Here is a 25,939-nt window from a genome sequence, read left to right on the forward strand (position 1 = left end):
AGACTCGCGGCTCAAGCCCTTGGGGTGTGGCGCGAAAGACTCAGCTCGTCGTTTCCTTTGCGAAAAGTCCCTCACGGGCGAGATAGGCGGCGGCGACGGGGGCGAAACTGCGGCGATGAATCGGTGTGGGGCCATGGTCGCGAAGCGCTTTCATGTGGTGCGCGCAGCCATAGCCCTTGTTCGAATGCCAGTTATATTCGGGGTGCACGTCGGCGGCGGCGATCATGATGAGGTCGCGCGTGTGCTTGGCGACGATCGATGCGGCGGCGATCGACAGTGATTTCGCATCGCCGCCGACGAGGGGCGTGGCGGGGTAGGTCCAGCGGGGCAAGCGGTTGCCGTCGACGAGGACGTGACCGGGTGCCTGGCCGAGTTCGATCGCCAGCGCGTCGACCGCGAGCGTCATCGCCTTCATCGTCGCCCAGTAGATGTTGAGCGTGTCGATCTCTTCCGGCTGGACGATGCCGATGCCTACGATCGCGCAGCCCTTCAGGCGCGCGCAGAGCCGTTCGCGTTCGGAAGCGGATAGCTTCTTCGAATCGTCTATGCCGCGGGGGACGCCTTTTGCGGGCAGGATCACGGCGGCGGCTACGACCGGTCCGGCGAGGGGGCCGCGGCCGGCTTCGTCGACGCCGGCGACGGGGCCGACGCAGAGCTTTTCGTGTTTCATGCCGGGCATTTTAGCTCCATCGCGCGGCGAAAGCCTGCGCATCCCAGCCATCGGGGTCCATTGCCGCAAGCAGGTGGGAAAAGGGGATAGTGTCGAGCCCGTGGCCCATCGGGCCGTGCCCTTGGCCGATACCTGGAGCGGCTGCAAGTGCGGCGCGGACGAACGCGATGGCTCGATCTATTGCGTCGTCGAGCGTCATGCCCTGGGCAAGCCCCGTCGCGATCCCGCTGGCTAGGGTACAGCCCGTGCCGTGGGCGTGGCGGGTTTCAATGCGGGTGTTGGTCCACCGCATTTCGCCGGCGTCGGTGACGAGACGGTCGGTGACGGAGGGGCCTTCGGCGTGGCCGCCTTTTATGAGGACGGCTGGGCATAGTGCGCGGATGGCAGTCTCGCCGCCGAGGGCTGCTAGTTCGGGGAGGTTGGGGGTTACGAGCGTGGCGATCCGCATGAGGCGGGTGAAGGCGGCTATCGTGTCGCTGTCCGCGAGGACCGAGCCGCTGGTGGCGATCATCACCGGGTCGAAAATTATGGGGAGCCTGCGCCCCTCCACGGAAGAGAGGGGTTGGGGGTGGGTTGGTTTGGGGCTGGTGTCGCGCTCGCCCATCGGCCGACCCACCCCCGGCCCCTCCCTTTCAGGGAGGGGGGAAAGACGTTCTAGATATGCGGCTACGGCGTGGGCGGTTTCGGCCGAGCCGATCATGCCGATCTTTACTGCGTCTACGCCGATGTCCGAGACGACTGAGTCCATCTGCGCGAGGACCATGTCGGTCGGGATCTGGTGGACCGCCTGCACGCCTAGCGTGTTCTGTGCGGTGATCGCCGTGATGGCGGTCATTGCGTGGCCGCCGAGCATCGTCACGGTCTTGATATCGGCCTGGATGCCCGCGCCGCCGCCCGAGTCCGAGCCGGCTATTATGAGGATTCTGGCGGTCATCGGGGAGCGCCGGGAAAAGTGAAGTATAGGAAGTATAGACGCTCGCGTGGTTTCGTCGGGTGGCTGTTTGAGGCTGCCGAGCGGGGTTTGGCGAGGTTGGCGGTCATGGAGATCGCTATGGCATAATCGTTGGTGTGTAGGACAGAGGTTCACCCCCCTTCGGCGGGGTGGTGCCCGCACTCTGGTGGACGTTTGCGAAACCGCCCCCTAGTGCCGCCCGCCCGCCGGCTTCTGCGGCGGCGCTTCGCCCAGCCGGGTCGGACGGTCCAGCAATTCGCCGCCGCAGTTCGGGCAGCGTTCGTCGAGCGCGTCGGCGCATTCCGCGCAGAAGGTGCATTCGAACGAGCAGATGAACGCGCCCGGCGAGTCCGCGGGGAGGTCTGTGGTGCAGCGTTCGCACACGGGGCGCATTTCGAGCATCAGGCAGCGGCCTTTCGCACGGCGTCGCAGATCCGGTCGACGACGCGTTCGACCTGGCCGGGGTCGTCGCCTTCGGCCATCACGCGGATCACGGGTTCGGTGCCGGACGGGCGGATCACGAGGCGTCCCGTGCCGGCAAGTTCGGCTTCGGCATCGGCGATTACTGCTTTTACGGCATCGTCGTCGAGCGGTTTGCCGCCGGCGAACCGGACGTTCTTCAGGAGCTGCGGCAACGGTTCGAAGCGGTGGAGCACCTCGCTCGCAGGGGCGCCCGAGCGCTTGACCTCGGCCAGGATCTGCAACGCCGCGACCAGGCCGTCGCCGGTGGTGGCATAATCGGTGAGGATGATGTGGCCCGACTGTTCGCCGCCGACATTATAGCCGCTCGCGCGCATCTTCTCGAGGACATGACGGTCGCCGACCTTGGTCCGGACCAGCCCCAGGCCCTGTGCCGCGAGATGCCGCTCCAGTCCGAGGTTCGACATGACCGTTGCAACCAGCCCACCGCCGGCAAGCCGGCCCTGCCGCGCCCAGCTTGCCGCGATCGTCGCCATGAGCTGGTCGCCGTCGACGATCGTGCCGGTCTGGTCGACCACGATCAGACGGTCCGCATCGCCGTCGAGCGCGATGCCGATGTCGGCGCCGTTCGCGACTACGGCCTCGGCGAGCGCCTGCGGGGCGGTCGAGCCGACGCCGTCGTTGATGTTGGTGCCGTTGGGCGTCACGCCGATCGCGACGATGTCCGCACCCAGTTCCCACAGGGCTGCGGGTGCGACCTTGTAGGCGGCGCCGTTCGCGCAATCGATGACGATCCGCATGCCGTCGAGGCGGAGGTTCTCGGGGAAGGTCGACTTGGCGAAGTGGATGTAACGGCCCTGTGCGTCATCGATGCGCCGTGCGCGGCCGATCTGGCTCGACGGCACGAGCGGAATGTCACCGTCGATCAGCGCCTCGATCGCTTCCTCCGCTTCGTCCGACAGCTTGTAGCCGTCGGGACCGAACAGCTTGATGCCGTTGTCCGCGTAAGCATTATGGCTAGCAGAGATCATTACACCGATATCGGCGCGCATCGAATGGGTCAGCATCGCGACCGCGGGTGTCGGCATCGGCCCCACCATCACCACATCCATGCCGACGCTGGTAAAGCCTGCAACCAGCGCCGATTCCAGCATATAGCCCGACAACCGCGTGTCCTTGCCGATCACCACGCGGTGGCGGTGATCACCACGCAGGAAGTATGCTCCGGCGGCCATGCCAACCTTCATTGCCATCTCTGCCGTCATCGGCGAGGTATTGGTGGCGCCACGAATGCCATCGGTGCCGAAATATTTCCTTGCCATCGCGTCCGCTTTCCGTCCCGTATCGGTGTTCGACGCGTTGATAGCGCGGTCGAACACGAAGGGCGAGCATGTCGCAGACTACACGGATTCTCGCAGCCCTGATCGGCGGCATCGCGATCGGCATCGCCGCCGCCGCCTGGTCGCCCGCGAACGCGATCGCGGCGACCGCGGTGACGCAGCCGATCGGGTCGGCGTGGCTGCACGGATTGCAGATGGTGATCGTGCCGCTCGTCGTCGGGCTGCTCGTGACCGGGATCGGCGCGACCACCGAGGCGGCGCGCGCCGGGCGGATCACCGTACGCGCGATGGTGATGATCGTCGTCATCCTGTGGAGCACGACGATCATGTCGGCACTGGTCATGCCGTTGATCCTGGAAGCCTTTCCACTGCCGCATGCGCTCGGATCAGCACTGCGCGCCGCGCTGACGGGCGCCGCGCCGGTCGGGCCGGTGCCGGGGATCGGCGCATTCTTCGACACGATCGTGCCGACCAACATCGTTGCCGCGGCATCCAGCGACTCGTTCCTGCCGCTCACAGTCTTTGCGCTGGCGTTCGCCTTTGCCGTGACGAAGCTGCCCGACGATCGCCGCCGCGTGCTGACCGGTTTCTTCCAGGCGGTCGTCGATGCGTTGCTGATCATCATCAAATGGGTGCTGAAGCTCGCACCGATCGGCATCTTCGCGCTTGCCTACGGCGTCGGGGCGCGCACCGGGACGGCTGCGTTCGGCGCGTTGCTGCACTATATCGTCTGCGTCTCGGCGATCGGCTTCGTCGTCCTGCTGTCCGCCTATCCGATCGGGATGATCGGCGGCCGGGTCGGCTTCGGCCGGTTCGCGCGCGCGGTCGCACCGGCGCAGGCGGTGGCGATCAGCACGCAGTCGTCGCTCGCCTCGCTGCCGGCGATGCTGAAGGCCTCGACCGATCTCGGCGCGTCGCCCGCCACCGCCGGGATCGTCCTGCCGCTGTCGGTCGCGGTGTTCCGCGCGACCAGCCCGGCGATGAACCTCGCGGTCGCGCTGTACGTCGCGCACTGGCTGGGGCTGCGGATCGGGCCTGGGCAGATGGCGGCTGGCGTGGCGACTGCGGCGATCACGACGATGGGGTCGATCTCGCTGCCCGGCACGATCAGCTTCGTCGCCTCGGTCGCGCCGGTGGCGCTGGCGATGGGCATCCCCCTGGAGGTGCTGGGTCTGCTCATCGCGGTGGAGACCATACCCGACCTGTTTCGCACCGTCGGGAACGTGACGATGGACACCGCCGTTACCATCTCCGTTGCAGCGCGGTCCGATCACGGGAACGGCGCTCAGGAGATTCCGCATGAAGTATCGCACGCTCGGCCCTGATTTCGAGGTTTCCGCGCTGGGTCTCGGCTGCATGCCGATGGCCGGTATTGGCAAGGGGATGTACGGCGAGGCCAACGCCTACGAGAGCATCGCCACGATCCACCGCGCGATCGAGCTGGGCGTGACGCTGTTCGATACCGCCGAGATCTATGGCCCGCTGGTCAACGAGGAACTGATCGGCCAGGCGATCCGCGGCAAGCGCGACGGCGTCGTGATCGCGACCAAGTTCGGGTTCCGGTATGATGAGAACGGGATGACCGGGGTGGACTCGACGCCGGCCAATGTGCGGCGCGCTTGCGAGGGATCGCTGAAGCGGCTCGGGGTCGAGACGATCGACCTGCTGTACCAGCACCGCGTCGATCCGGGCGTGCCGATCGAGGATACGGTCGGCGCGATGGCGGAGCTGGTGCGCGAGGGGAAGGTGCGGCATCTGGGGCTGTCGGAGGCTGGGCTCGACACGATCCGGCGGGCTGCCGCGACGCATCCTATCGCCGCGTTGCAGAGCGAGTATTCGTTGTGGGAGCGCGGCGTGGAGGAGGCGATCCTGCCGTTGTGCCGCGAACTCGGGATCGGGTTCGTGCCGTATTCGCCGCTGGGTCGGGGGTTTCTAACGGGGCAGATTGCGGCTCGTTCGGATCTGCCGGAGGGCGACTATCGGCGGAACGATCCGCGGTATTCGGAGGAGAACTTCGCCAAGAACATGGAGATGGTGGCGGTGGTGAAGTCTATCGCCGACGCGCATGGGGCGAGTCCTGCGCAGGTGGCTCTTGCCTGGTTGTTGGCGCAGGGGGACGACATCGTGCCGATCCCTGGGTCGAAGCGGCGGGTTACGCTGGAGGACAGCATGAAGGCGGCGGATGTGGCGCTGACTGCGGACGATCTGGCGAAGCTGGATGCGGCGGCGCCTCGGGGCGGGACTGCCGGGCCGCGTTACGGCGAGAAGGCGTTATCGATGACGCGGATCTGACTGCTCCCCTTCCGCTTAGCGGGAGGGGTCGGGGGAGGGGTGCGCCTCAAAGGCCGGACGCCGGTACGTACGTCGCGCCCTCCCCTAGCCCCTCCCGCAAGCGGGAGGGGAATCTGCTGAGTTACTGGACTCCGTGCATCCACTTCTTGATCAGCGGCGAGATCAGCAGCAGCACCACGCCGATGCCCGCCGAAATCAGGCCGATGGTCCAGAACACGCCGGCATAGGTATCGAGGCTGACCTTCAGGTTCGTCACCTGGCCGCCGACCGTCTCGACGCTCGCGACCTGCGCGACGACGCCGGCGACATACTGTGCGACCGAGATCGACAGGAACCAGACGCCCATCATCAGCCCGACGACGCGCGCGATCGACAGCTTGGTGATCATGCTGAGACCGACCGGCGAAATGCAGAGCTCGGCGAACGAGTGGATGAAATACAGCCCGGCGAGCCACCAGATCGCGACCTTGAACGTCGGCCCGACCATGGTCGCGCCCCAGACGAGGAACAGGAAGCCGATTCCGACGCCGATCAGCGCGATGCCGAACTTGACCGGAATCGACGGCTCGATGCCCTTCGCGGCGAGCTTGGTCCATATGATCGACATCACCGGCGCCAATGCGACGATGAAGAACGCGTTGAAGAACTGCGTCTGCCCGGCGGAGATGCTGAACAGCCCAAACACGCTGAGATCGGTGTTGCGATCCGCGAACAGGGTCAGCGACGAGCCGGCCTGCTCGAACAACGTCCAGAACACGACGTTGAACACGATCAGCACCATCGCCGCGAGCATCATCTGGAACTCGCGACGCTCGCCGTTGACGAACGACCAGATCAGGATGCCGGGGACCGCGATCAGGAACGTGCCGAACAGCAACTTGCCCATCAGCGACAGCGAGACGATGTAGCCGACGATCCCCGACCCCGGCACCGGCGGCTCGGCGTTCATGAGGTTGACGAACAACAGGTAGAAGATCGGGATGCCGAGCAGCGCGAGCGCATAGATGCCGAGTGCGCGATCGGGACCGGTGCGAACGGGCGGCTCGCCGTAACCGTTGAGCTTGCCGCCATCGAACTGGATCAGCACCCACGAGAACAACATGCCGATCGCGGCGAGGCCGAAGCCCGCCCACCAGCCGACCGCGACCGCGAGGAACGGGCAGAGCAACTGCGAGAACAGCGAGCCCAGGTTGATGCCCATGTAGAAGATCGTGAACCCGGCATCGCGACGCTTGTCTCCCTGCGCGTAGAGCTCGCCGACCATCGTCGAGATGTTGGGCTTGAAGAAGCCGTTGCCGACCGAGATCATGCAGAGCGCGAGCAGCATGATCGTGACGTAGAAGCTGCTGCGTTCCGCGCCCGATTCGAAGCCGCCCTTCTCGACCGTGCGGGCGGTCGAGCCGTCGGGTGCGAGCAGCGAGACGGTGCCGTCGTCGTTACCCTTGATCTTCAGCTTGTTCGCGCCATCGACGAGATAGCGGACTTCGCTATCGGCCTGGTCGACGACTTCGATCGCATAGCGCTGGTTGGCGATCGTCGCGTACGGCTTGGCGGTCTCGCCGCCGAAGCAGAGGAGCAGATAGCCGAGCGCCATGATGATCGCGCCGAACTTTACCGCACGCTTCGAGCCGAGATACTGATCCGCGAGATAGCCGCCGATCAGCGGGGTCAGGTACACGAGCGCGGTGTAGCCACCGTACAGCCCGGTCGCCTCGCGGTCGCCGAACACGAAATGCTTGGTGAGATACAGCGTGAGCAGCGCGCGCATGCCGTAATAGCCGAACCGCTCCCACGCCTCGGTGGTGAACAGCCGCGCGAGCTGGCGGGGATGCCCGAACCAGGTTTCGCCGGACGCCGGGTTGATATGGGTGATATCCGGCTCTCGCGGGGTGTCCGCGGTCGGGGTGTCCACCATTGTTACGCTCCCTGAAACTCGTACTGGCCGCCGTCGAACCCGGGGCCGTTATGCGCGCGCAACTTAACGACAAAGCCCGGACTGTAAATATCAGACGCCAAGGCCTATTTCAGCTCACATGCTCAACGACCGCTCCACGCCGCTCTCGCTGCTCGCCACCCGTCGCTCGGGAAAGCCGCGCGACCTGATCGCGCCCGGCCCCGATTCCTATCAGTTGGCGACGATCCTGGAGATCGCGGCGCGCACGCCCGACCACGGCAAGCTGGCGCCGTGGCGGTTCGTGGTGATCGGCGAGGAGCACCGGGCGGCGCTGTCGACGCTGATTACGGATGCCTATCTGGCGGAGCGGCCTACGGCGTCGCGGACGGAAATCGAGTCGCTCGACCAGTTCGTGCATCAGGCGCCGACCCTGGTGGTCGTCCTGTCCTCCCCGAAGGAGAGCAAGATTCCGCTGTGGGAACAGGAGCTTTCGGCGGGCGCGGCGTGCATGAACCTGCTTCACGCGGTCCATGCGGAAGGGTTTGCGGGCGGCTGGCTGACCGGGTGGCCGGCCTATTCGGACGTTGTGCGCGATGCGTTCGGGTCCGCGTCGGAGCGGATCGCCGGGTTCATGTTCATCGGCACGCCGTCGCGCGCGCTCGACGAACGGCCTCGCCCGGATATGGCACGGCTGGTAAGCCACTGGGGTTCCTGACCACTCGACTTTCCGCCCGATTGCTGTATTAGAACAGCATGACAGCGCTCAGCAGCGACGACAGCCCCGTATATATTCGCCTCCGCAGCACAATCGCCGCGGGCATCCTTCGCGGTGACTATCGCGCGGGGGATCAGTTGCCGTCGGTGCGTGCGTTCGCCGCAGAGCAGGGCGCGAACCCGCTGACGGTCGCCAAGGCGTATCAGAGCTTTCAGGACGACGGCTATGTCGAGGTCCGGCGCGGCGTCGGGATGTTCGTGATGCCGGGCGCGGCGGAAGCGCTGCGGGTGGCGGAGCGCGAGAATTTCGTGACGACGCAGTGGCCTAGGATTTTGGGGCATATCGACTTACTGGGTCTGGATGCGCACGATCTGCTGGAGCGTGAGCGGGTCTGATTTACGCCGGTGCTGCTTCGGTTACTTTTCTGCTCGTCTACCCTCCCCCCGTTCGTCCTGAGTAGTCATCGAGTAGAGGCGAAGCCGCGTATCGAGAGGACGTATCGAAGGACAGGTTGGCGCGTGGAACCCATGCTTCGATACGCGCCCTCGATACACTGCTTGCGCAGCTACTCGGTCGCTACTCAGCACGAACGGAAGTGGGGGGCGGACTTTGGCTTGGGGCTTGGGACCCGGAGCCTGGACCCAAGCTTCAGAACAATCCCAGCGCCGCAACATCCTCGACGCTCAGGTCGATGCCGAACAACAGGCTCATGCGGATGCGGTACACGCGCGGATCGGTGATCTCGCCGACGGTCGTGTCCGTGCCGGAGCGCCGGCGATAGTTTCTTCCGATCAGCGAGGCGAAGCCGTTGGGGAGGACGATGCTGGCGATCGCGGTGTGCGTGAAGCGGCTGGCGGGGGCGGTCGAGGTCCAGTGGTTCGACATTGCGAGGTCCGCGTCGAACACCGGTGCGAGCGTGAAGCTGTATTGCGGTTGGAAGCCGTCGCCCGATCCCCGTCCGTCCGTCGTCATCGGGTCACCGTCGCGGAACAGCATCCAGCCTTGTTCGGTTGCTTCGAGGCGGAAGCGTGCACCGTCCGGGGCCATGCCCTCGGCGCCGTCGGCTAGCGGGAGGACGGGCGTGTAGCTGCCGCCGAAACCGGTGTCGGCGATCCAGTCCTGGCCGTCGATCGTCACCAGCGCGAACGTGTGGGTCAGCGGCGGCACGTCGGTTGCGGCGATCCAGACTCGGGCGAGCACCGGGCGGGCGGTGAAGCCGAGTTCTTCGAGCGCATCCAGGAAGAGGCGGTTATGCTCGAAGCAATAGCCGCCGCGGCGTGCGGTGACGAGCTTGGCGAAGACCGAGGCGCTGTCGATCGCGATGCCGCGGCCGAGGACGACGTCGAGATCCTCGAACGGGATTGAGAGACGGTGAGCGTGCTGGAGGCGGCCGAGGCCGATCGAGTCGAGCGTGGGGCGTGCGGGCATGGCGACACGGAGGAGATAGGCTTCGAGGTCGAACATCGGTCGGGCTTTCAGAGATTTTCTGTTTCCCCATACCGTCCGTTGGGCGGGGGCGTCGAGTGGTGTGCCGCTAGAGTGAGCGCCTCCTCCCCCGTTCGTGCTGAGCGAAGTCGAAGCACCTGCGCGTTGGGCATGCCCTTCGACTACGCTCAGGGCGAACGGGAAAAGGGGCGCCATCCCTGCTCGCTCCGTCACCCCGGCTTGTTCCGGGGACCACCGTTCCGCGTTCTCATTTCTCTCGGATCTGCGGAACGGTGGATGCCGGAACGAGCCCGGCATGACGGCGTGGTTTGGCACTGTAGCGACCAGAGGCGCCCCACGCGATCCTCCCCCGCCAGGGGGAGGTGGCTGGCGCTTGCCAGACGGAGGGGGCGGTAAGGGTTTACCGTCGTTGCGCGTCCTCCCCCTCCGTCACCTTCGGTGCCACCTCCCCCTTGCGGGGGAGGATCGCGAGAGGTGTCGCCTTGGCATGATCGGGCGGGGGAATGTTCGTCACCCAACCTTACCCGTCATCCTGAGCTCGACCCAGGATCCAGAGCCAAAGGCGTTGCCGTGCTTGGCTCTGGATCCTGACTTTCATCAGGATGACGGGGGGAGTGAGGCGCGCGATCAGGCCGCGAACAAGTCCGCTTCGATCGAATACAGCACCGCCGCGCTGGCGTTCGCGGCCGCGTTGAGGCCCATCGCTTCGGGGACGATCTGGTCGAGGTAGAAGCGCACCGCCGCCGCTTTCATCCGGCCGAAATCGTCGGTGCCGGCGACGCCGCCCTGGCGCTCCATCAGCCAGCCGCAGGTCGCGACCGACAGCATGGTGAGGAAGGGATAGCTGGCGGCGAGCTTGTCGTCCGCATCCGCGGTGGCGAGGCGGCGGCCGATCGCTTCGCAGGCGTCGACCAGGGCGAGCAGGCGCTCGTCCTTCGCTTCCGCGCGGATGTCGGCGATCAACGCGGCGAACGCACCGCCGTTGTCGAGGCCGAGTTTCCGCCCGACGAGATCCGCCGCCTGGATGCCATTCGTGCCTTCATAGATCGGCGTGATGCGGGCATCGCGGAAATACTGCGCGGCGCCCGTCTCCTCGACATAGCCCATTCCGCCGTGGACCTGGATGCCGAGCGATGCGACCTCGTTGCCGAGATCGGTGCCGTGCGCCTTGGCGAGCGGCGTGACGAGTTCGAGGCGGTTGCGCGCGGCACGGTCGCCGAGATTGGCGCGGTCGACCTGCCCGGCCGCGTAGTAGACGAGCGCGCGGGCCGCCTGGGTCTGTGCCTTCATCCGCATCAGCATGCGGCGGACGTCGGGGTGCTCGACGATCTTGACCGATTCCTTGTTCGGCGAACCGGCACGTGCCGACTGCACGCGGTCGAGCGCATAGGCGACCGCGCCTTGGGTGGCGCCCTCGGCGACCTGGACGCCCTGAAGGCCAACGTTGAGGCGGGCGTTGTTCATCATCGTGAACATCGCGCGGATGCCGCCGAGTTCGGCGCCGATCAGCTCGCCGATGCAGTCGTCGTTGTCGCCGAAGCTCAGCACGCAGGTGGGGGACGCGTGGAGGCCCATCTTGTGCTCGATCGAGACGACGCGGACGTCGTTGAAATCGCCCGGCGTGCCGTCTTCGTTGAGGCGATATTTGGGAACGAGGAACAGCGAGATGCCCTTCGTGCCCGCGGGCGCGCCGGGGGTCCGGGCGAGGACGAGGTGGACGATGTTCGGCGCCATGTCGTGATCGCCGAACGAGATGTAGATCTTGGTGCCCTTGATGCTCCACTTGCCGTCGCCCAGCGGCGTCGCGGTTGCGCGGAGGGCGCCAACGTCGGAGCCTGCCTGAGGCTCGGTGAGGTTCATCGTGCCGGTCCATTCGCCGGTCGCGAGATGGGGGAGGTAGAGCGCCTGCTGCTCGGGGCTGCCGTGATGCTGGAGCGCCTCGATCGCGCCGACGGTCAGCGTCGGGCACAGCGCGAAGCCCATGTTGGCCGAACCGAGCGTGTCTAGCACCGCGGTCTGGATCGCGAACGGGAGGCCCTGCCCGCCCCATTCCTCCTCGACGCCGATCGTGCCCCAACCGCCCTCGACATAATCCTTGTACGCCTGCGCGAAGCCTTCGGGCATGACCACGCCGTCCGGGGTCCATTTCGCACCGACCGTGTCGCCGGCGCGGTTGAGCGGGGCCCATTCGCCCGCCGCGAGTTGGCCTACGCCTTCAAGTACCGCGTCGACCACGTCGTCGCTGGCGGCGGCATAGCGTTCGGTGTCGGCAAGCTCGCCGATCCGCACGACATGATCGAGCAAGAAACGCTGTTCGGTGGTTGCTGGAGTGAAGGCCATCGCATCCTCTTATCGCTACGGTTTGGACCCGCTATACGCCTGTGAAATGACCCGTCCACACCCTCGGATTTTACCCTACGGCACGGCCGCGATCGCGGAGGCCGCCGCGCTGATTCGCGACGGGGGTATCGTCGCGGTGCCGACCGAGACGGTGTATGGACTCGCGGCGGACGCGACGAATGCCGAGGCGGTGGCGCGGATTTATGCGGCGAAGGGGCGCCCGAGTTTCAATCCGCTGATCGTGCATGTGGCGGATCTGGCGGCGGCGGAGCGGATAGCCGTGTTCGATGCGGATGCTCGGGCGCTGGCGGCGGCGTTCTGGCCGGGGCCGTTGACGTTGGTGCTGCCGGTAAGGGGCGATTCGGGGATCGCTTCGCTGGTGACGGCGGGGTTGGCGACGATCGCTGTGCGGGTGCCGCGGCATCGGGCTATGCAGGGGTTGATCGCGGCTTCTGGAAAGCCGTTGGCAGCGCCATCGGCCAATGCGAGTGGAGGGATCAGCCCGACGACGGCTGCGCATGTTGCCGGGAGTCTGGGGGGGAACGTGCCGTTGATCCTCGACGATGGGGCTACCGAGGCTGGGTTGGAGTCGACGATCGTGGCGGGGCGGACGGTGCTGCGACCAGGGCCGGTTACTGGGGAGTTTATTACAAAGCACCTTCCCGGCGAAGGGCGGGGCCCAATTGGAACGTCGGATGTAACCGGGCATAGCGGCCATCATGACCGTCCCCCAATTGGGCCCCGGCCTTCGCCGGGGAGGAGTGGGGGTGCGGTTACGGCGCCGGGGCAGCTTGAGAGCCATTATGCGCCGAGTAAGTTGCTTCGGTTGAATGCGACCGAAGCACATTCGGGCGAATGGCTGATCGGTTTTGGTGACGTCGCGGGCGACATAACCCTATCCGCTTCAGGAAACCTCGTCGAAGCCGCCGCCAAGCTGTTCGATCTGCTCCACGCCGCCGACGCGAACGAAAGCCGGAAAATCGCCGTTGCGCCGATCCCGCTCGACGGCATCGGCGAAGCGATCAACGACCGTCTTCGCCGTGCTGCTCATCGTTGAAAGAAGATCGGTTCACGCGAAGGCGCAAAGGCGCGAAGAGGTTTTAAGCGTTTTGATAGGCCGGGACGGGCTACCCACGCTCCACATCTTTGCGCCTTCGCGTGAACCCATTCTGCCTTACGCGTTCACGGCAGCCTTCGACCGAGCCGCAAAGCTCTTGCGGAGCTTCTGCAGCTTGGGGGGGATCACTGCCATGCAATACGGGTTCGAGCGGCCGGACGTTTCCCAGTAATCCTGGTGATAGCCCTCGGCCTCGTACCACGTGTCCATCGGCTCGATCGTCGTGACGATCGGCTTGGGCGAGTCCGCCTGCGCCCGCTCCAGCGCCGCTTCCATCTCGGCCTTCTGCGCGTCGTCCGCCGGGAACATCGCCGAGCGATACTGCGTGCCGACGTCGTTGCCTTGGCGGTTCAGCGTCGTCGCGTCGTGCGTCGCGAAGAAGATGTCGAGCAGGTCGCCGAGCTTCAGCTGTTCGGGGTCGAAGCCGATGCGGATCGCCTCGGCGTGACCGGTATCGCCGCCGCAGACCTGCTTGTAGGTCGGATTGGGCACATGGCCGCCGATATAGCCGCTCTCGGCGCTCTCGACGCCGATCACATCCTTGAACACGGCCTCGGTGCACCAGAAGCAACCGCCCGCCAGCGTTACATAATCCGTCATAACGATCTCCTTTCCGCCAATGTAGGAAGTCGCTACCGCGCAACAAAGAGGAGACACGTATGATCGACGGTAAGGTTATGGTCACCGGCGGGGCCGGGTATATCGGCAGTCACGCTGTGTTGGCGTTGCTCGATGCGGGTTACGAGGTCGTCGTGGTCGACAATCTCGTCACGGGATTCGACTGGGCGGTCGATTCCCGCGCCGCGCTGGTCGAGGCGAACGTCGCCGACGATGCGAAGGTGCGCGCGGCGATCCGCGAGCATAACGTCAGGGCGATCATGCATTTCGCGGGCTCGGTCGTGGTGCCCGAGTCGGTCAGCGACCCGCTCAAATATTACCGCAACAACACCGCTGCCAGCCGTGCGCTGATCGAGAGCGCGGTGGTCGAAGGCGTGCCGCACTTCATCTTCTCCTCGACGGCTGCGACCTATGGCACGCCTGACAAGGTGCCGATCGCGGAGGGCGATCCGACCTTGCCGATCAATCCGTATGGCATGTCCAAGCTGATGACCGAGGCGATGCTGCGCGACGTCGCGGCGGCGCATCCGATGAACTATGCGGCGCTGCGCTACTTCAACGTGGCCGGTGCGGATCCGAAGGGTCGCAGTGGTCAGTCGACGGTCGGCGCGACTCACCTGATCAAGATCGCGGTCGAGGCGGCTACCGGCAAGCGTAGCCATGTCGGCGTCTATGGCACCGACTTCGACACCCCCGACGGCACCGGCGTGCGCGATTACATCCACGTCACCGACCTCGCCGCCGCGCATGTCGCCGCGCTGGAGGTTTTGGTCGCCGACCCTGCCAAGAGCCACACGCTCAACGCGGGGTACGGCAAGGGCTTCTCGGTGCTCGAGGTTCTCGACGCGGTCGACAAGGTCACGAACATGACGATCGAACGTCGGCTGGAGGGGCGTCGCGCAGGCGATCCGGCGATGCTGATCTCCGACAACAGCGCGATCCTGGAGCGGCTCGACTGGACTCCGCGCCACGCAGACCTCGACGGTATCGTCCGCGATGCGCTGGCGTGGGAGCGGGCGCTGGCCGAGAAGGGCCGCTAAGAGGCCTGGTCGGCGGGCAGGTCGGCGGGCGGATCGGCGGGCGGGGTGCCGAACGCATGCCGCTCGCCGCCGATCGCCTGGCGGGCGCGGGCGGTGGCGAGCCACCAGGCGAGCGCCCAGAGCGTGCCGAAGCTCCAGCCCGCCAGCACGTCGCTGGGCCAGTGGACGCCGAGATACACGCGGCTGCACCCGATCGCGCCGACCAGCAGGATCGCGACGACCAGCAGGTACCGTCGCGCCGCGCGGTGCTCGGTCACCTGCGAGGCGAGGCCCGCGAGCGTGAGGTAGACGATCGCGCCGTTCGCGGAATGCCCGCTCGGGAAGCTCATGTTCGAGACGGTTACGAGATGCTCGACGATGTCGGGGCGCGGGCGGTTGACCTGCGCCTTGACGAAATCGACGATGAGGCCACCGGTGATGCTGGCCGCCAGCGTCGCGAGTGCGGTCAGCCATAGCCGCTGGACGATCAGCAACCCGGTGACGACGACCACGACGATCGTCAGGACGATGCCGCCGCCGAGCGCGGTGACGTCGGCGGCGACCTTCGGCAGCCAGGACGGGCCACCCCAGGCGCGCAGGCCGAGGATGATCGAGCGATCGAAAGCGAACGGCCAATGGCCGACCGCGAGACCGACGAGCAGGATGAAGACGATGCCGACCGCGGCGACCGATGCACCAGCGAGAACCGCGGGCAGGCGTCGCCGCGCGCCCTCGGGGCGCGCACTGTCGATGGTGGGTCCGCCGGGGCTCGAACCCGGGACCTCTCGATTAAAAGTCGCTTGCTCTACCAACTGAGCTACGGACCCCCGCCATCGTGGACCGCGCACCTAATCGCGTGGCCGCTTTCGGTCAACCGATTGCGCCAATTGCCGTATCGTTCTGCCGGTCAGCGGATCGCGCCATATCGGGACGAGGCCCGCGAGGGGAGCGAGGACGAAGCTGCGGGTGCGGAAGGCTGCGTGCGGCACGGTGAGTCCGGGCGACGACCATGCGCCGCCGGACCAGAGGACGATGTCGAGGTCCAGCACGCGGCTGCCCCAGCGGCGGCCGGGGCGACGGCCGAACGCGCGTTCGATCCGTTTGAGGCGGACCAGCAGCGTCGCCGGGTCCTCCGCGGTTTCGATCAGCGCGACGGCATTGGCATAACGGCGGTTCGAGGGCCCTAACGGCGCGCTGGCCGCGGTCGGCGATCGGGCGATGATATTGCCGAGCGCCTCCAAAGCCGCCGCGATCTCGCATTCGGGGCTGCCATGGCGGCCACGTCGATTGGAGCCCAGTGCCACCGCGTAGAGGGTTGCAGCATGCGCGATCGGCGGGAGCGGGGTTGCAGGCGACATTTGGTCCGCCTAGCGCAATCCCATGGATTCCACACCTTACCCCACCGAGCTTCCCGAAAACGTCGACGAGGGCCAGGAGGTCGACGTCACGACCGTCTTCGCGCCGGTTTCCGCGCTGCCCGAGACCGAGCCGCCGCACGATTGCCCGCTCTGCCCCCGCCTCGTCGGGGTGCGCGAACAGTTGCGGACCGAGTTCCCGACGTGGTGGAACGCGCCCGTCCCCGCATTCGGCGATCCCGCCGCGTGGCTCGGCATCATCGGCCTCGCGCCCGGCAAGCACGGCGCGAACCGCACGGGCCGCGCGTTCACCGGCGACTATTCGGGGCAGTTCCTGTTCGAGACGCTCGGCCGGTTCGGGCTGGCGACCGGCACCTATGGCGCGAAGGTGGAGGACGGCGTCGCGCTCGACGGTGCGATCATCCTCAACTCGGTGAAATGCCTGCCGCCCGAGAACAAGCCGACGCCGGAAGAGATCCGCACTTGCCGGCCGTTCCTGGAGACGCAGGCGGATGCCGTGCCGACCGCCCGCGTGTTCGTCGCGTTGGGGCATATCGCGCACCAGTCGGCGGTCAAGATGCTCGGCGGGCGGTTGCCCAAGGCGCGGTTCGCGCACGGCGCGGAGCATGTCATGCCCGACGGTCGCATCCTGATCGATAGCTTCCACTGCTCACGCTACAACGTGAACACCGGCGTGCTGACCGCGGAAATGTTCGACGCGGTGTTCAAGCGGGCGTTGGCGTTGCGCGAGACGGTTTGAACGCGCTCTTCCGTCATCCTAACGAAAGTCAGGATGACGGGGGACGCAACGGCGTTGACTAGCGCCGTGCTCGTAGGCTCGAGTCTCAGCGTCAGATGTCCTGAACGAGGCGACCGTACAGGTCGGGGCGGCGATCGCGGAAGAAGCCGAAGGCGGCGCGGTGGCGCTTGACGATGTCTAGGTCGATCGTCGCGGTGATCACGCCTTCGTCCTCGCGGCCTAGCTCGGCGAGGATGTCGCCGCGCTCGTCGGCGATGAAGCTGGTGCCGTAGAAGGTCTGGCCGTGCTCGACGCCGACGCGGTTGGCGGCGACGATCGGGACCACGTTCGAGACGGCGTGACCGACCATCGCGCGGCGCCAGAGACGGGCGGTGTCGAGCGAGGTGTCATGCGGCTCGCTGCCGATCGCGGTCGGGTAGAAGAGGATTTCCGCGCCCATCAGCATCATTGCGCGGGCGGTCTCTGGGTACCATTGGTCCCAGCAGACGCCGACGCCGAGCTTGCCCGCGGGATGCGGCCAGACCTTGAAGCCGGTGTTGCCGGGGCGGAAGTAGAACTTCTCCTCGTAGCCGGGGCCGTCGGGGATGTGGCTCTTGCGGTAGACGCCCTGGACGTTGCCGTCCGGGCCGATCATCGCGAGGCTGTTGTAATGATGCGGGCCGTCCGCCTCGAAGAAGCTGGTCGGGATGGTGACCTTGAGCGCTTCGGCGAGCGCCTGCATTGCGAGCACCGCCTTGTGCTCGCCGACCGGCGCGGCGTTGGCGAAGAGGCCCTCGTTCTCGACGCGGCAGAAATACTCGCCTTCGAAGAGTTCGGGCGGGAGGATGACCTGCGCGCCTTTCGCGGCGGCCTCGTGGACGAGGCGCGACACGTTGGCGATGTTGCGGTCGATGTTGGGCGTGAAGCCCAATTGCAGCGCGGCGACGGTGATCTCGGTCATGGCGGCGCATATAAGGTGACGTGTCATGGAGTGCGAGCCTTCTTGCTGTTCCCCCGCGGAGGCGGGGGTGCAGGGTCTCGGGCGGTAGCGTGCGTGATCCTGGGCCCCCGCCTTCGCGGGGGAACAAGGCGGCGATTGACACTGCCCTGCCCTGTCCGACATGCGCCGGTCATGATCGATCACAAGCTTCCCCCGAGCTGGCAGGCGCTGGCCCCCGAGTTCGAGGCGCCGTACATGCGGGCGCTCGACGCGTTTCTGGAAGCCGAGCGGGTGGCGGGGACTCGGGTGTTTCCGGAGGATGCGGACCGGTTTCGGGCGTTGGAACTGACACCGCTGGATCAGGTGCGGGTCGTGATCCTGGGGCAGGATCCGTATCATGGCGAGGGGCAGGCGCATGGGCTCAGCTTCTCGGTACGCCAAGGCGTACGGACGCCGCCTAGCCTGGTGAACATCTACAAGGAGCTCGAGGCGGATCTCGGCATTCCGCGGGCGCGCCACGGCATGCTCGATCATTGGGCGGCGCAGGGCGTGCTCCTGCTCAACGCGGTGCTGAGCGTGCGGATGGGGGAGGCTGCGTCGCACCAGAAGCGCGGGTGGGAGCGGTTTACCGATGCGGTGATCGCCGCGGTGAACGCGCAGCCGAAACCGGTCGTGTTCCTGCTGTGGGGGGCGTATGCGCAGAAGAAGGCGGCGTTCGTCGATGACGTTAAGGCGGGCGGGCGGCATCTGGTGATCCAGTCCGCGCATCCTTCGCCGCTGGCGGCACGGACCGGGTTCTTCGGATCGCGACCGTTCAGCCGGGCCAATGACTTTCTCGAAACCCATGGGCGCGCGCCGATCGACTGGGCGCTGCCGGAGACCGACCGATGAGCGACGAATATGTCTATGACGAAGCGACTGGTGAGTGGGTCGCTGGCGGCGCGGCGACGGCTGTGGCGACGGATGACGGCGCGGTCGTGGTGCGGGATTCGGTGGGGAACGTGCTCGCGGACGGCGATCAGGTGACATTGATCAAGGACCTGACTGTGAAGGGCGCGGGGCAGACTTTGAAGCGTGGCACGCTGATCAAGTCGATCCGGCTGACCGGCGATGCGCAGGAGATCGACTGCCGGTACGAGGGGATCAAGGGGCTGGTGCTGCGGGCGGAGTTTGTCCGGAAGCGGTGAGGCTTTCGCGTTGATTCTGCGGGATTAATCGAAAAGAAGATTAGGCCGGGTTAGGCCAACACGCGGTCACTCTTCATCGTCGTACTCGTCGTCGTGATTGCCGTAAGGCGACGGCGGATAGCCGGTCGGCGGTGGCGGGGCGACGCCGATCTTTGCCCATTCGAGGCGGCGGTCGAACTCTATTTCGGCCACGCGCTCCTCCTCGATGCGGTGCGATCGGTCGCGGAGGATCTGGCCGGACGCGTCCTGCGGCAGGACGAAATCGGCACCGCCCAGATCCTGAATGTCCTGTAGCCGGTCGCATAGGGCCTGTTCGGTCAGCAGCGCCTCGGGATGATCGGGCGTGGCCGGTTCGAGCAGCGCGATGGCCTGCGCGACGGAGGCGATACGCGGCGCCATCGGGCGGTCGCTGTCATGCGGCGCGGAGGTCGTGCGGTGCGCGTGACCGTAGCGTTCGGGCATGTGCGCGCGCAGGAGGAACATGATCATTCGGTCGCTATATTTGTAGCGACACGCGATCCGGTGGCCGTTCTTGTCGAACACCGGCACCTCTACCCCGTTCATCGCGCGCTCCAGCGCGAGATCGGCAAGCCGCGTGACGCCCGATTGCACGGCCGCGGTCCAGGCGGCGGCGAACTGTTCGGCACCGGGCGCGCGGCGCAGCGCGTAGCAACTGTTGACCGACATATCGACCTGCGTGGCGGCGGCGGTGACGGAGCCGGTATCGGCGAGGTGCTCGATGAAGATGCGCTGCTTGGCGTGGCTCCAGCCGTCGGGGCGGCGCTGGCATGGGACGGGGACCTAGACGTAATCGGCGGGATCGAAGCCTTCGAGGATCGCGCGGGGATCGTCCTCCTCGACGATGCAGGTCTGCGGGAGATTGGCCTTGGCGGCGGGGGTAGCGATCGCGGGGACGGCGCGGTCGGACGTCGCCGTTTCCGGCTGCGGCATCGGCTGGAATTGAGGAGCGTCGATCGCGCGATCGGCAACGACGGTGGTGGATGTGGCGGTGGGTATGGCGAGGGCGGCCGGACGGCCGCACGGGTCGGATGTCATGTTCATCCGCGAAACGGATCAGGACGCGGGCGTGTAGGACAGCGATATCGTGCTGTGTTGGACTTTTCGCGCGGCTAGTGTGCTGCTTGGGCATCCATCTTTGGAAGCAACCTAGGACCACTTTGCACGGATGTATAAAGTGACGGCAGCACTTTCCACGAAACACGGTTTTCGTTGAAAGTGGCCGCGCGCAAGACTCTCACCGCCGAACATGCTATACGCGTATATCGAGGAGGCCGATATGTTGGCAGTGCGACTTGACGAGCAGATCGAAGGCAGGCTGGAAGCGCTGGCAGCGCGCACCGGTCGGACCAAGACCTTCTATGCGCGGGCGGCGATCGAGGCACATCTCGATGATCTTGAAGATTTCTATCTTGCCGAGGACCGGTTGCGCGATTTTCGCGAGGGTGACGCTATCCCGCTAAGCACGCTGAAAGCCGAACTTGGCTTGGGCGATTGAGTTCCTGCCGGAAGCGGCAAAGGAACTGCGCAAGCTGGACCGGCAGGTCGCAGCTCGGATCGTCAGGACGCTTGAGGAGCGGATAGCCCCGCTCGACGACCCGCGCCTGATCGGTAGCGCGTTGGTCGGCGAGCATGCCGGATATTGGCGCTGGCGGATCGGGGATTACCGGGTGGTTGCGCGGATCGAGGACGAACGGATTACGGTGCTGGTGGTGCGCGTGGCGCATCGCCGTGAGGTTTACCGTTGAGGTTGGCGCCGGGAATCCCGTATTCCATCACCACAATCCAGTGACAGACACGCTGATCGAGGAATGCCGACGCAATCCGTTCAAGGGCACTGGCAAACCCGACCCCCTCGGCGGCAATCTGTCGGGCTGGTGGTCGCGCCGGATCAACCACGAGGAAGCGGTGACGCGCAGACGGTGCAGGTTGCGCAGTGCCGGTATCACTATTGATGCGCTTGTCGCGTGCCCGGCAAAGGCATAGGATCGGGACATGGCACAGATCAGCGTATCTCTTCCTGACGACCTGATGTCTTGGGCCGAACATCAAGTTGCCGAAGGTCGCCATGATAGTCTTGACGCCTATGTCGCTGATCTTGTTGCGCGCGACATGGATGCTGGGAAACTAGCGGCGTCGAATGCTGCGATCGAGGAAGGTCTTGCTTCGGAACCGAATGACGATTCGATGGCGGACGTGACTGCGCGCCGAGATCGCGACGACGATACCCTTGGTGCCCTGCGCCGGTCCTGGGCTCAGGGTATCGGCAGTGGCACTCCCGTCGACGGCAATTTCAATGCCGCAGATATAGCACGCCGCGGTGGCCGGTCTGGTGAGGCGGTTCGCAAGCACGGATGAAGATCCGTCGCCTCCCGCAGGCGATACGCGATGTCGACGACATATGGCTGTATATCGCACGGCACGATCCCGATGCGGCAACGCGACTGGTCGAGCGACTTGTCTCGGGTGTGGCTCGGTTGGCGGACTATCCAGAAAGTGGCCCGGCGCGGCCTGAGATCGGGGCTGGCGCAAGAAGCGTCCCGGTCGGAAATTATCTCGTGTTGTATCGAGTCGAGCGCAACAGCGTGGATATCGTACGGGTTGTACATGCTGCACAAGATCCGCTCGGACTACTTCCCAAATAATCCGCTTGTTCACCGCGCATTGTTTGCTCAATATATCTTGAGCCTTAGTACCGAGTCGAAATTTTCAAACCCGAATACCGGTGAATTGCTCGGATCATGATCCGACGCCGGGGGGCACGGCGCATATGATACGCTTATCCTGAACACTATAACGTTTTAGAACAGGGCGATAAATTGTGTATGTTCAGAGTGACGAATATCCCGTCAAAGCGACCCGATACTGATCAGCCGGCTGACTGCCCCAAGACGCTGCAGCATATTACCAGATCCTAATTTAAATTGCCGCTTCCTTCCAACCGATATGATTAATGTTGCTAGATATTTTAATATGCATAAGCTCACCAACCTTAACGTTTATATACGGTATTATATCGGATGGGCGCTGGTCATAATGAAGAGAAATTCAAAGCTGCAATTATATTGCGCAGCAACTCAAAAATTTGGGCCGAAGCAAAATCCGAATGGGAATTGCATCTTGTATATGACGATCCAGCGGAGCGAGCCTGTGAATGTGGTCATCAACCTATAAATCAAATATGCGTTATAAAAAATAAGGATAACAACAAAGAGGCCGAAGTAGGAAACGTCTGTGTTCATCGGTTCATGAAACTCGCGTCTCAGCGCGTTTTATCGGTCCTAAAGAGAGTTAGATGGGATTTAAAAAAATCTTTAAATCCGGCAGCTCTGGATCTCTTTGCGCGTAGAGGCGTGATTTCTAACGATGAACGATCTGAATATCTAGATTATTGGCGGAAACGCACCAATTTGACAGATGAACAGAAAGCTCAAAAAAATGACATCAATGTTCGTGTTTTAAAATACGCAGATGAAGAAACCGCGCGACTAATAGCGAATTTTGCCAATCATGGTTTGAAGCCGCGATTATAGACGCGGCTTCAAAGGCATCCCTACTCCGCCGGCAGATAAATCTCGCTGCCCTTTTCGCGGAATTTCTCGCTCATGTCAGCCATTCCTCTCTCGGCTTCCGCTTGAGACGTGCCCTTGGCAAAGATCGCTCGGTCGGTGTCGGTTTGATCGACGTCGGCCGCTAGGAACACGTCCGCCGGGCTGTTCTGCTTCGCCGCGAAGTCCCTCACCTCCTGCGTGATCTTCATCGAGCAGAATTTTGGGCCGCACATCGAGCAGAAATGCGCGGTCTTGGCGCCTTCTGCGGGGAGCGTCTGATCATGGTATTGTTCCGCCGTGTCGGGGTCGAGGGAGAGGTTGAACTGGTCTCTCCAGCGGAATTCGAACCTTGCACGGCTGAGCGCGTCGTCGCGCATCTGGGCGGCGGGGTGGCCTTTGGCGAGGTCGGCGGCGTGGGCGGCTAGTTTGTAGGTTACTACGCCGACCTTCACGTCATCGCGGTCGGGGAGGCCTAGATGCTCCTTCGGCGTGACGTAGCAGAGCATCGCGGTGCCGTACCAGCCGATCATCGCGGCGCCGATGCCGCTGGTGATGTGGTCGTAGCCTGGGGCGATGTCCGTCGTAAGCGGCCCTAGCGTGTAGAAGGGCGCTTCGCCGCAGACTTCGAGTTGCTTGTCCATGTTCTCCTTGATCTTGTGCATGGGCACGTGGCCGGGGCCTTCGATCATGACCTGGACGTCGGACTTCCACGCGCGGTGGGTGAGTTCGCCTAGCGTGTAGAGTTCGCTGAACTGCGCTTCGTCGTTGGCGTCGGCGATGCTGCCGGGGCGCAGGCCGTCGCCGAGGCTGTAGGCGATGTCATACGCCTTCATGATCTCGGTGATCTCGTCGAAGCGCTCGTAGAGGAAGCTCTCCTTGTGGTGGCTGAGGCACCATTTCGCCATGATCGAGCCGCCGCGCGAGACGATGCCGGTGACGCGTTTCGCGGTCATCGGGATGTACGCCAGCCGCACGCCGGCGTGGATCGTGAAGTAATCGACGCCCTGCTCGGCCTGCTCGATCAGCGTGTCGCGGAAGATTTCCCAGGTTAGGTCTTCGGCGACGCCGCCGACCTTTTCGAGCGCCTGGTAGATGGGGACGGTGCCGATCGGGACCGGCGAGTTGCGGAGGATCCATTCGCGGGTGTCGTGGATGTTGCGGCCGGTGCTGAGGTCCATCACCGTGTCCGCGCCCCAGCGGATCGACCAGACGAGCTTGTCGACTTCGGCGGCGACGTTGCTGGCGACCGCGGAGTTGCCGATGTTGGCGTTGATCTTGACGAGAAAGTTGCGGCCGATCGCCATCGGTTCGGATTCGGGGTGGTTGATGTTGTTGGGGATGATCGCGCGGCCGCGGGCGATCTCGTCGCGGACGAACTCGGGGGTTACGTAGTCGGGGATCTGGGCGCCGAAGGATTCACCGTCGCGAACGTAGTCTTTCAGCATGGCGCGGCCGAGGTTTTCCCGGGTGGCGACGTATTCCATTTCGGGGGTGATGATGCCGCGGCGGGCGTAGTGCATCTGGCTGACGTTGTGGCCGTCGCGCGCGCGGAGGGGGCGCTTGATGGTGGCGGGGAATTGGGGGACGCCGCCGGAGCGGTCCGGGCCGAGCTGCCCGTTGTCCTCGGGGCGGAGTTCGCGGGCTTCGTAGGATTCTACGTCACCTCGGGCTTCGATCCATTGGCGGCGGAGTTGGGGGAGGCCGGCGTTGATGTCGATTTGCGCGCGGGGGTCGGTGTAGGGGCCGCTGGTGTCGTAGACGCGTAACGGGGGTTCGCTGCAGCTTGGGTCGAGGACGATTTCGCGCATGGCGACGCGGACGTCGGGGCTGGATGGGACCGCGACGTGGATTTTCCGCGAGCCTCGGATCGGGCCGGTGGTTACGCCGATGTCTGCTGTCGGGGTGCTTGCTTCGTAATCGGCCATGCGCTTGCTCCTAAGGGTCTCGGAGCAAGGATTGCGGTTCTGTGGCGACCGCTCCCTCCCTCCGCCGGTATCAACCGGATCAGGTTCAGCGGGTCGAAGGCTCCTGCCTTCCTCTCAAGCGCGGATAAAGCGCTCCCCCGGGGTGGGGTGAGCATAGGGGGGTTGGGGTGGGGTGCAATGGGAAACTTGGCGGACGTGGTGAGCGAGGGCGAGGCACCTGCGTTTGGGGCTTGCCCTTCGACTTCGCTCAGGGCGAACGGGAGAGGAGGCGACCGGAGGAGAGGGCATCAGTCGAGCGAGCGAGGTACGTGGGCGAGCGGAACGGGGTTGAGGCGAGCGGGTGCGCCTCGATCCCGCCCGTCGACTACGCCGTGACTGCCCGTTCGTGCTGAGCGAAGTCGAAGCACCTGCGGTTGGGGCTTGCCCTTCGACTTCGCTCAGGGCGAATGGAGGAGAGGAAGGCGCTTGGGTCGGGGAATTGGGCGGCCTACACCATCGCGCGGGCCGCCCTTTGCCTTAGAAGCGGAAAGAAACGGTCCCGCGCAGGCTGTGCCAGCGCATTTTGTCGTCGCTGCGGCGGAAGTCGGTGCCGCTGGTGTTGGGCGCGATCAGGAAAGGGTTGCTGGCGAGCAGGACCGGGCTGCCGGCGAGTGTGGTGCCGGCGGTGACGCGGACGCGGGCGTCGTCGTCGCGGTATTGGTGGAACATGTATTCCATGCCGATCGAGATGTTTTTGGTCAGCTTCTGCTCGATGCCGCCGCCGCCGAGGATGCCCCACTGGTTCTTCGACCCGCTGGCCGAAAACGCGTTGGCGGTGTTGGTGGTGAAGAACAGATTGTCGATCTTCGCATAGCCCGCACCGAACGTGCCGTAGAACAGCGTGGTGTTGATGGCATAGCCGGCGCGGCCGCGGACCGAGGCCTCCCAGTCGACCTTGCGCGCCATCGTGTAGCTGGCGGGGGTGGTCGAGAAGCCCGAGGTGCTGTCGGTGATCTCGGTCTTGCCGAATTCGCCGACGACGCCGACGACGATGTTGCCGCGCTGTACGTCGAAGCCTGCACGGCCGTAATAGGCCCAGCCGTCGTCATCGTTGCGGCAACCGTACGCAGCGGCACCGGTGCGGGCCGAGCCGTTGCAGAAGCCCGGCGAGAACGCGTTGGCGCCGGTGATCGTGTTGACGCTGTCGCTGAAATTGCCGTCGCCGTTGCGGTCGAACAGGATCGACGAGCCGACGTCGTTGGGCTGGACGTCGTAACCGCCGGCCGCACCGATATAGACGCCCGAGAACGGACGATCCGCGGTGGTTTCCTGCGAGATGAGCTGAGCCTGGGCTGGAACGGCGGAAAGCCCCGCAACGGCGAGGCCGGCGAGCGCGGTGAGCTTCGTTAGGTTTTTCATGGT

The 25,939-nt window shown here is 65.0% G+C and carries 30 protein-coding genes, 1 tRNA gene and 1 riboswitch; of the genes, 15 read left to right on the forward strand and 16 right to left on the reverse strand.

What is annotated here, in order from left to right:
* Window positions 1-40: 40 nt before the first annotated feature.
* The 4 genes from QFZ54_RS13345 to glmM all read right to left on the reverse strand — a co-directional run bounded on the left by QFZ54_RS13345 (window position 41) and on the right by glmM (window position 3,364).
* Window positions 41-679, reverse strand: coding sequence for a ribonuclease HII (locus tag QFZ54_RS13345; protein WP_307087813.1), 639 nt, complete (start codon window positions 677-679; stop codon window positions 41-43).
* Window position 680: 1 nt separating this feature from the next.
* Window positions 681-1,604 (reverse strand): bifunctional hydroxymethylpyrimidine kinase/phosphomethylpyrimidine kinase, encoded by a 924-nt coding sequence (gene thiD, locus QFZ54_RS13350; RefSeq protein WP_307087815.1) that lies wholly within the window; start codon window positions 1,602-1,604, stop codon window positions 681-683.
* Window positions 1,605-1,811: 207 nt separating this feature from the next.
* On the reverse strand, window positions 1,812-2,024 hold the full coding sequence (locus QFZ54_RS13355; RefSeq protein WP_307087816.1) for a DUF1272 domain-containing protein: 213 nt from the start codon (window positions 2,022-2,024) through the stop codon (window positions 1,812-1,814).
* Window positions 2,024-3,364, reverse strand: a complete 1,341-nt coding sequence (glmM, locus tag QFZ54_RS13360) for a phosphoglucosamine mutase (protein WP_307089454.1) — start codon at window positions 3,362-3,364, stop codon at window positions 2,024-2,026. Before glmM ends, QFZ54_RS13355 begins: the two co-directional genes overlap by 1 nt.
* 68 nt (window positions 3,365-3,432) lie before the next feature.
* On the opposite strand from glmM, the gene QFZ54_RS13365 reads away from it, so the two are divergent.
* Window positions 3,433-4,707 carry a dicarboxylate/amino acid:cation symporter gene (locus QFZ54_RS13365; protein WP_307087818.1) on the forward strand — a complete coding sequence of 425 codons (1,275 nt, stop codon included), beginning with the start codon at window positions 3,433-3,435 and terminating at the stop codon, window positions 4,705-4,707.
* Complete coding sequence (locus tag QFZ54_RS13370) at window positions 4,682-5,674, forward strand: aldo/keto reductase (protein ID WP_307087820.1); 993 nt, start codon at window positions 4,682-4,684, stop codon at window positions 5,672-5,674. Before QFZ54_RS13365 ends, QFZ54_RS13370 begins: the two co-directional genes overlap by 26 nt.
* A 121-nt stretch (window positions 5,675-5,795) precedes the next feature.
* Here QFZ54_RS13370 and QFZ54_RS13375 read toward each other — a convergent pair whose 3' ends face one another.
* Complete coding sequence (locus QFZ54_RS13375) at window positions 5,796-7,589, reverse strand: peptide MFS transporter (protein ID WP_307087821.1); 1,794 nt, start codon at window positions 7,587-7,589, stop codon at window positions 5,796-5,798.
* 118 nt (window positions 7,590-7,707) lie between these two features.
* On the opposite strand from QFZ54_RS13375, the gene QFZ54_RS13380 reads away from it, so the two are divergent.
* Together QFZ54_RS13380 and QFZ54_RS13385 are read left to right on the forward strand one after the other, a co-directional pair.
* Window positions 7,708-8,283: a nitroreductase family protein gene (locus QFZ54_RS13380; protein WP_307087823.1), complete on the forward strand. Its 576-nt coding sequence runs from the start codon at window positions 7,708-7,710 to the stop codon at window positions 8,281-8,283.
* 38 nt (window positions 8,284-8,321) lie between these two features.
* Entirely contained in the window at window positions 8,322-8,678 is a 357-nt protein-coding gene (locus tag QFZ54_RS13385) for a GntR family transcriptional regulator (protein ID WP_307087825.1), read from the forward strand.
* Between the two features lie 253 nt (window positions 8,679-8,931).
* Here the strand turns inward: QFZ54_RS13385 and QFZ54_RS13390 are convergent, their stop codons facing one another.
* Complete coding sequence (locus tag QFZ54_RS13390; protein ID WP_307087827.1) at window positions 8,932-9,747, reverse strand: arylamine N-acetyltransferase family protein; 816 nt, start codon at window positions 9,745-9,747, stop codon at window positions 8,932-8,934.
* Window positions 9,748-10,356: 609 nt separating this feature from the next.
* Window positions 10,357-12,069 carry an acyl-CoA dehydrogenase gene (locus QFZ54_RS13395; protein ID WP_307087829.1) on the reverse strand — a complete coding sequence of 571 codons (1,713 nt, stop codon included), beginning with the start codon at window positions 12,067-12,069 and terminating at the stop codon, window positions 10,357-10,359.
* 46 nt (window positions 12,070-12,115) lie between these two features.
* On the opposite strand from QFZ54_RS13395, the gene QFZ54_RS13400 reads away from it, so the two are divergent.
* Window positions 12,116-13,126 carry an L-threonylcarbamoyladenylate synthase gene (locus QFZ54_RS13400; RefSeq protein ID WP_307087831.1) on the forward strand — a complete coding sequence of 337 codons (1,011 nt, stop codon included), beginning with the start codon at window positions 12,116-12,118 and terminating at the stop codon, window positions 13,124-13,126.
* Window positions 13,127-13,243: 117 nt separating this feature from the next.
* On the opposite strand, the gene msrA is transcribed toward QFZ54_RS13400, so the two are convergent.
* A complete protein-coding gene (gene msrA, locus QFZ54_RS13405; protein ID WP_307087833.1) occupies window positions 13,244-13,786 on the reverse strand; it encodes a peptide-methionine (S)-S-oxide reductase MsrA in 543 nt (180 codons plus the stop codon).
* A 59-nt stretch (window positions 13,787-13,845) separates the two neighbouring features.
* On the opposite strand from msrA, the gene galE reads away from it, so the two are divergent.
* Window positions 13,846-14,844 (forward strand): UDP-glucose 4-epimerase GalE, encoded by a 999-nt coding sequence (gene galE, locus QFZ54_RS13410; RefSeq protein ID WP_307087835.1) that lies wholly within the window; start codon window positions 13,846-13,848, stop codon window positions 14,842-14,844.
* Here the strand turns inward: galE and QFZ54_RS13415 are convergent.
* The 3 genes from QFZ54_RS13415 to folK form a co-directional block, all read right to left on the reverse strand.
* A complete protein-coding gene (locus QFZ54_RS13415) occupies window positions 14,841-15,335 on the reverse strand; it encodes a phosphatase PAP2 family protein (protein ID WP_307087837.1) in 495 nt (164 codons plus the stop codon). The genes galE and QFZ54_RS13415 overlap by 4 nt on opposite strands.
* A 239-nt stretch (window positions 15,336-15,574) precedes the next feature.
* Window positions 15,575-15,650: transfer RNA gene (locus tag QFZ54_RS13420), tRNA-Lys, on the reverse strand.
* Between the two features lie 21 nt (window positions 15,651-15,671).
* Entirely contained in the window at window positions 15,672-16,181 is a 510-nt protein-coding gene (gene folK, locus QFZ54_RS13425) for a 2-amino-4-hydroxy-6-hydroxymethyldihydropteridine diphosphokinase (RefSeq protein WP_307087839.1), read from the reverse strand.
* Between the two features lie 22 nt (window positions 16,182-16,203).
* Here folK and QFZ54_RS13430 point away from each other — a divergent pair, with 22 nt between their 5' ends.
* On the forward strand, window positions 16,204-16,938 hold the full coding sequence (locus tag QFZ54_RS13430) for a uracil-DNA glycosylase (RefSeq protein ID WP_307087842.1): 735 nt from the start codon (window positions 16,204-16,206) through the stop codon (window positions 16,936-16,938).
* Window positions 16,939-17,029: 91 nt separating this feature from the next.
* Here QFZ54_RS13430 and aguB read toward each other — a convergent pair whose 3' ends face one another.
* Entirely contained in the window at window positions 17,030-17,878 is an 849-nt protein-coding gene (gene aguB / locus QFZ54_RS13435; RefSeq protein ID WP_307089456.1) for an N-carbamoylputrescine amidase, read from the reverse strand.
* 171 nt (window positions 17,879-18,049) lie between these two features.
* Here aguB and ung point away from each other — a divergent pair, with 171 nt between their 5' ends.
* Together ung and QFZ54_RS13445 are read left to right on the forward strand one after the other, a co-directional pair.
* The gene (ung, locus tag QFZ54_RS13440; protein ID WP_307087844.1) at window positions 18,050-18,748 is read left to right on the forward strand and encodes a uracil-DNA glycosylase; all 699 of its coding nucleotides are present in this window, start codon (window positions 18,050-18,052) and stop codon (window positions 18,746-18,748) included.
* Window positions 18,745-19,044, forward strand: coding sequence for an alkylphosphonate utilization protein (locus tag QFZ54_RS13445; RefSeq protein WP_307087846.1), 300 nt, complete (start codon window positions 18,745-18,747; stop codon window positions 19,042-19,044). Before ung ends, QFZ54_RS13445 begins: the two co-directional genes overlap by 4 nt.
* Window positions 19,045-19,110: 66 nt before the next feature.
* On the opposite strand, the gene QFZ54_RS13450 is transcribed toward QFZ54_RS13445, so the two are convergent.
* Both QFZ54_RS13450 and QFZ54_RS13455 read right to left on the reverse strand, forming a co-directional pair.
* Entirely contained in the window at window positions 19,111-19,731 is a 621-nt protein-coding gene (locus QFZ54_RS13450) for a hypothetical protein (protein WP_307087847.1), read from the reverse strand.
* A 114-nt stretch (window positions 19,732-19,845) separates the two neighbouring features.
* A complete protein-coding gene (locus QFZ54_RS13455) occupies window positions 19,846-20,100 on the reverse strand; it encodes a hypothetical protein (RefSeq protein WP_307087849.1) in 255 nt (84 codons plus the stop codon).
* A 241-nt stretch (window positions 20,101-20,341) separates the two neighbouring features.
* Between QFZ54_RS13455 and relB the strand changes: the two genes are divergently transcribed.
* From relB to QFZ54_RS13485, 6 genes are all read left to right on the forward strand, one after another.
* Window positions 20,342-20,560, forward strand: a complete 219-nt coding sequence (gene relB / locus QFZ54_RS13460) for a type II toxin-antitoxin system RelB family antitoxin (protein ID WP_131587046.1) — start codon at window positions 20,342-20,344, stop codon at window positions 20,558-20,560.
* Window positions 20,544-20,810, forward strand: coding sequence for a type II toxin-antitoxin system RelE family toxin (locus QFZ54_RS13465; protein WP_307087852.1), 267 nt, complete (start codon window positions 20,544-20,546; stop codon window positions 20,808-20,810). Before relB ends, QFZ54_RS13465 begins: the two co-directional genes overlap by 17 nt.
* Window positions 20,811-20,850: 40 nt before the next feature.
* The gene (locus QFZ54_RS13470) at window positions 20,851-21,048 is read left to right on the forward strand and encodes a type II toxin-antitoxin system YoeB family toxin (protein ID WP_307087854.1); all 198 of its coding nucleotides are present in this window, start codon (window positions 20,851-20,853) and stop codon (window positions 21,046-21,048) included.
* A gap of 9 nt (window positions 21,049-21,057) precedes the next feature.
* A complete protein-coding gene (locus QFZ54_RS13475) occupies window positions 21,058-21,420 on the forward strand; it encodes a ribbon-helix-helix domain-containing protein (RefSeq protein ID WP_307087856.1) in 363 nt (120 codons plus the stop codon).
* Window positions 21,417-21,707 (forward strand): type II toxin-antitoxin system RelE/ParE family toxin, encoded by a 291-nt coding sequence (locus tag QFZ54_RS13480; protein WP_307087858.1) that lies wholly within the window; start codon window positions 21,417-21,419, stop codon window positions 21,705-21,707. Before QFZ54_RS13475 ends, QFZ54_RS13480 begins: the two co-directional genes overlap by 4 nt.
* 375 nt (window positions 21,708-22,082) lie before the next feature.
* On the forward strand, window positions 22,083-22,595 hold the full coding sequence (locus QFZ54_RS13485) for a hypothetical protein (protein WP_307087860.1): 513 nt from the start codon (window positions 22,083-22,085) through the stop codon (window positions 22,593-22,595).
* A gap of 20 nt (window positions 22,596-22,615) precedes the next feature.
* Here QFZ54_RS13485 and thiC read toward each other — a convergent pair whose 3' ends face one another.
* Together thiC and QFZ54_RS13495 are read right to left on the reverse strand one after the other, a co-directional pair.
* Window positions 22,616-24,538, reverse strand: a complete 1,923-nt coding sequence (gene thiC / locus QFZ54_RS13490; protein ID WP_307087862.1) for a phosphomethylpyrimidine synthase ThiC — start codon at window positions 24,536-24,538, stop codon at window positions 22,616-22,618.
* Between the two features lie 39 nt (window positions 24,539-24,577).
* A riboswitch (TPP riboswitch) is annotated at window positions 24,578-24,688 on the reverse strand.
* A 366-nt stretch (window positions 24,689-25,054) separates the two neighbouring features.
* On the reverse strand, window positions 25,055-25,936 hold the full coding sequence (locus QFZ54_RS13495) for an outer membrane protein (RefSeq protein WP_307087864.1): 882 nt from the start codon (window positions 25,934-25,936) through the stop codon (window positions 25,055-25,057).
* Window positions 25,937-25,939 lie beyond the last annotated feature (3 nt).

Origin of the sequence: Sphingomonas faeni, assembly GCF_030817315.1 — a bacterium.
Lineage (GTDB): Bacteria > Pseudomonadota > Alphaproteobacteria > Sphingomonadales > Sphingomonadaceae > Sphingomonas > Sphingomonas faeni_C.

Bases quoted from the DNA above. Each gene is read 5' to 3' on its own strand.
- QFZ54_RS13345 (WP_307087813.1), bottom strand. From the start codon at position 679: ATGCCCGGCATGAAACACGAAAAGCTCTGCGTCGGCCCCGTCGCCGGC.
- thiD (WP_307087815.1), bottom strand. From the start codon at position 1,604: ATGACCGCCAGAATCCTCATAATAGCCGGCTCGGACTCGGGCGGCGGC.
- QFZ54_RS13355 (WP_307087816.1), bottom strand. From the start codon at position 2,024: ATGCTCGAAATGCGCCCCGTGTGCGAACGCTGCACCACAGACCTCCCC.
- glmM (WP_307089454.1), bottom strand. From the start codon at position 3,364: ATGGCAAGGAAATATTTCGGCACCGATGGCATTCGTGGCGCCACCAAT.
- QFZ54_RS13365 (WP_307087818.1), top strand. From the start codon at position 3,433: ATGTCGCAGACTACACGGATTCTCGCAGCCCTGATCGGCGGCATCGCG.
- QFZ54_RS13370 (WP_307087820.1), top strand. From the start codon at position 4,682: ATGAAGTATCGCACGCTCGGCCCTGATTTCGAGGTTTCCGCGCTGGGT.
- QFZ54_RS13375 (WP_307087821.1), bottom strand. From the start codon at position 7,589: ATGGTGGACACCCCGACCGCGGACACCCCGCGAGAGCCGGATATCACC.
- QFZ54_RS13380 (WP_307087823.1), top strand. From the start codon at position 7,708: ATGCTCAACGACCGCTCCACGCCGCTCTCGCTGCTCGCCACCCGTCGC.
- QFZ54_RS13385 (WP_307087825.1), top strand. From the start codon at position 8,322: ATGACAGCGCTCAGCAGCGACGACAGCCCCGTATATATTCGCCTCCGC.
- QFZ54_RS13390 (WP_307087827.1), bottom strand. From the start codon at position 9,747: ATGTTCGACCTCGAAGCCTATCTCCTCCGTGTCGCCATGCCCGCACGC.
- QFZ54_RS13395 (WP_307087829.1), bottom strand. From the start codon at position 12,069: ATGGCCTTCACTCCAGCAACCACCGAACAGCGTTTCTTGCTCGATCAT.
- QFZ54_RS13400 (WP_307087831.1), top strand. From the start codon at position 12,116: ATGACCCGTCCACACCCTCGGATTTTACCCTACGGCACGGCCGCGATC.
- msrA (WP_307087833.1), bottom strand. From the start codon at position 13,786: ATGACGGATTATGTAACGCTGGCGGGCGGTTGCTTCTGGTGCACCGAG.
- galE (WP_307087835.1), top strand. From the start codon at position 13,846: ATGATCGACGGTAAGGTTATGGTCACCGGCGGGGCCGGGTATATCGGC.
- folK (WP_307087839.1), bottom strand. From the start codon at position 16,181: ATGTCGCCTGCAACCCCGCTCCCGCCGATCGCGCATGCTGCAACCCTC.
- QFZ54_RS13430 (WP_307087842.1), top strand. From the start codon at position 16,204: ATGGATTCCACACCTTACCCCACCGAGCTTCCCGAAAACGTCGACGAG.
- aguB (WP_307089456.1), bottom strand. From the start codon at position 17,878: ATGACCGAGATCACCGTCGCCGCGCTGCAATTGGGCTTCACGCCCAAC.
- ung (WP_307087844.1), top strand. From the start codon at position 18,050: ATGATCGATCACAAGCTTCCCCCGAGCTGGCAGGCGCTGGCCCCCGAG.
- QFZ54_RS13445 (WP_307087846.1), top strand. From the start codon at position 18,745: ATGAGCGACGAATATGTCTATGACGAAGCGACTGGTGAGTGGGTCGCT.
- QFZ54_RS13450 (WP_307087847.1), bottom strand. From the start codon at position 19,731: ATGTCGGTCAACAGTTGCTACGCGCTGCGCCGCGCGCCCGGTGCCGAA.
- QFZ54_RS13455 (WP_307087849.1), bottom strand. From the start codon at position 20,100: ATGACATCCGACCCGTGCGGCCGTCCGGCCGCCCTCGCCATACCCACC.
- relB (WP_131587046.1), top strand. From the start codon at position 20,342: ATGTTGGCAGTGCGACTTGACGAGCAGATCGAAGGCAGGCTGGAAGCG.
- QFZ54_RS13475 (WP_307087856.1), top strand. From the start codon at position 21,058: ATGGCACAGATCAGCGTATCTCTTCCTGACGACCTGATGTCTTGGGCC.
- QFZ54_RS13480 (WP_307087858.1), top strand. From the start codon at position 21,417: ATGAAGATCCGTCGCCTCCCGCAGGCGATACGCGATGTCGACGACATA.
- QFZ54_RS13485 (WP_307087860.1), top strand. From the start codon at position 22,083: ATGGGCGCTGGTCATAATGAAGAGAAATTCAAAGCTGCAATTATATTG.
- thiC (WP_307087862.1), bottom strand. From the start codon at position 24,538: ATGGCCGATTACGAAGCAAGCACCCCGACAGCAGACATCGGCGTAACC.
- QFZ54_RS13495 (WP_307087864.1), bottom strand. From the start codon at position 25,936: ATGAAAAACCTAACGAAGCTCACCGCGCTCGCCGGCCTCGCCGTTGCG.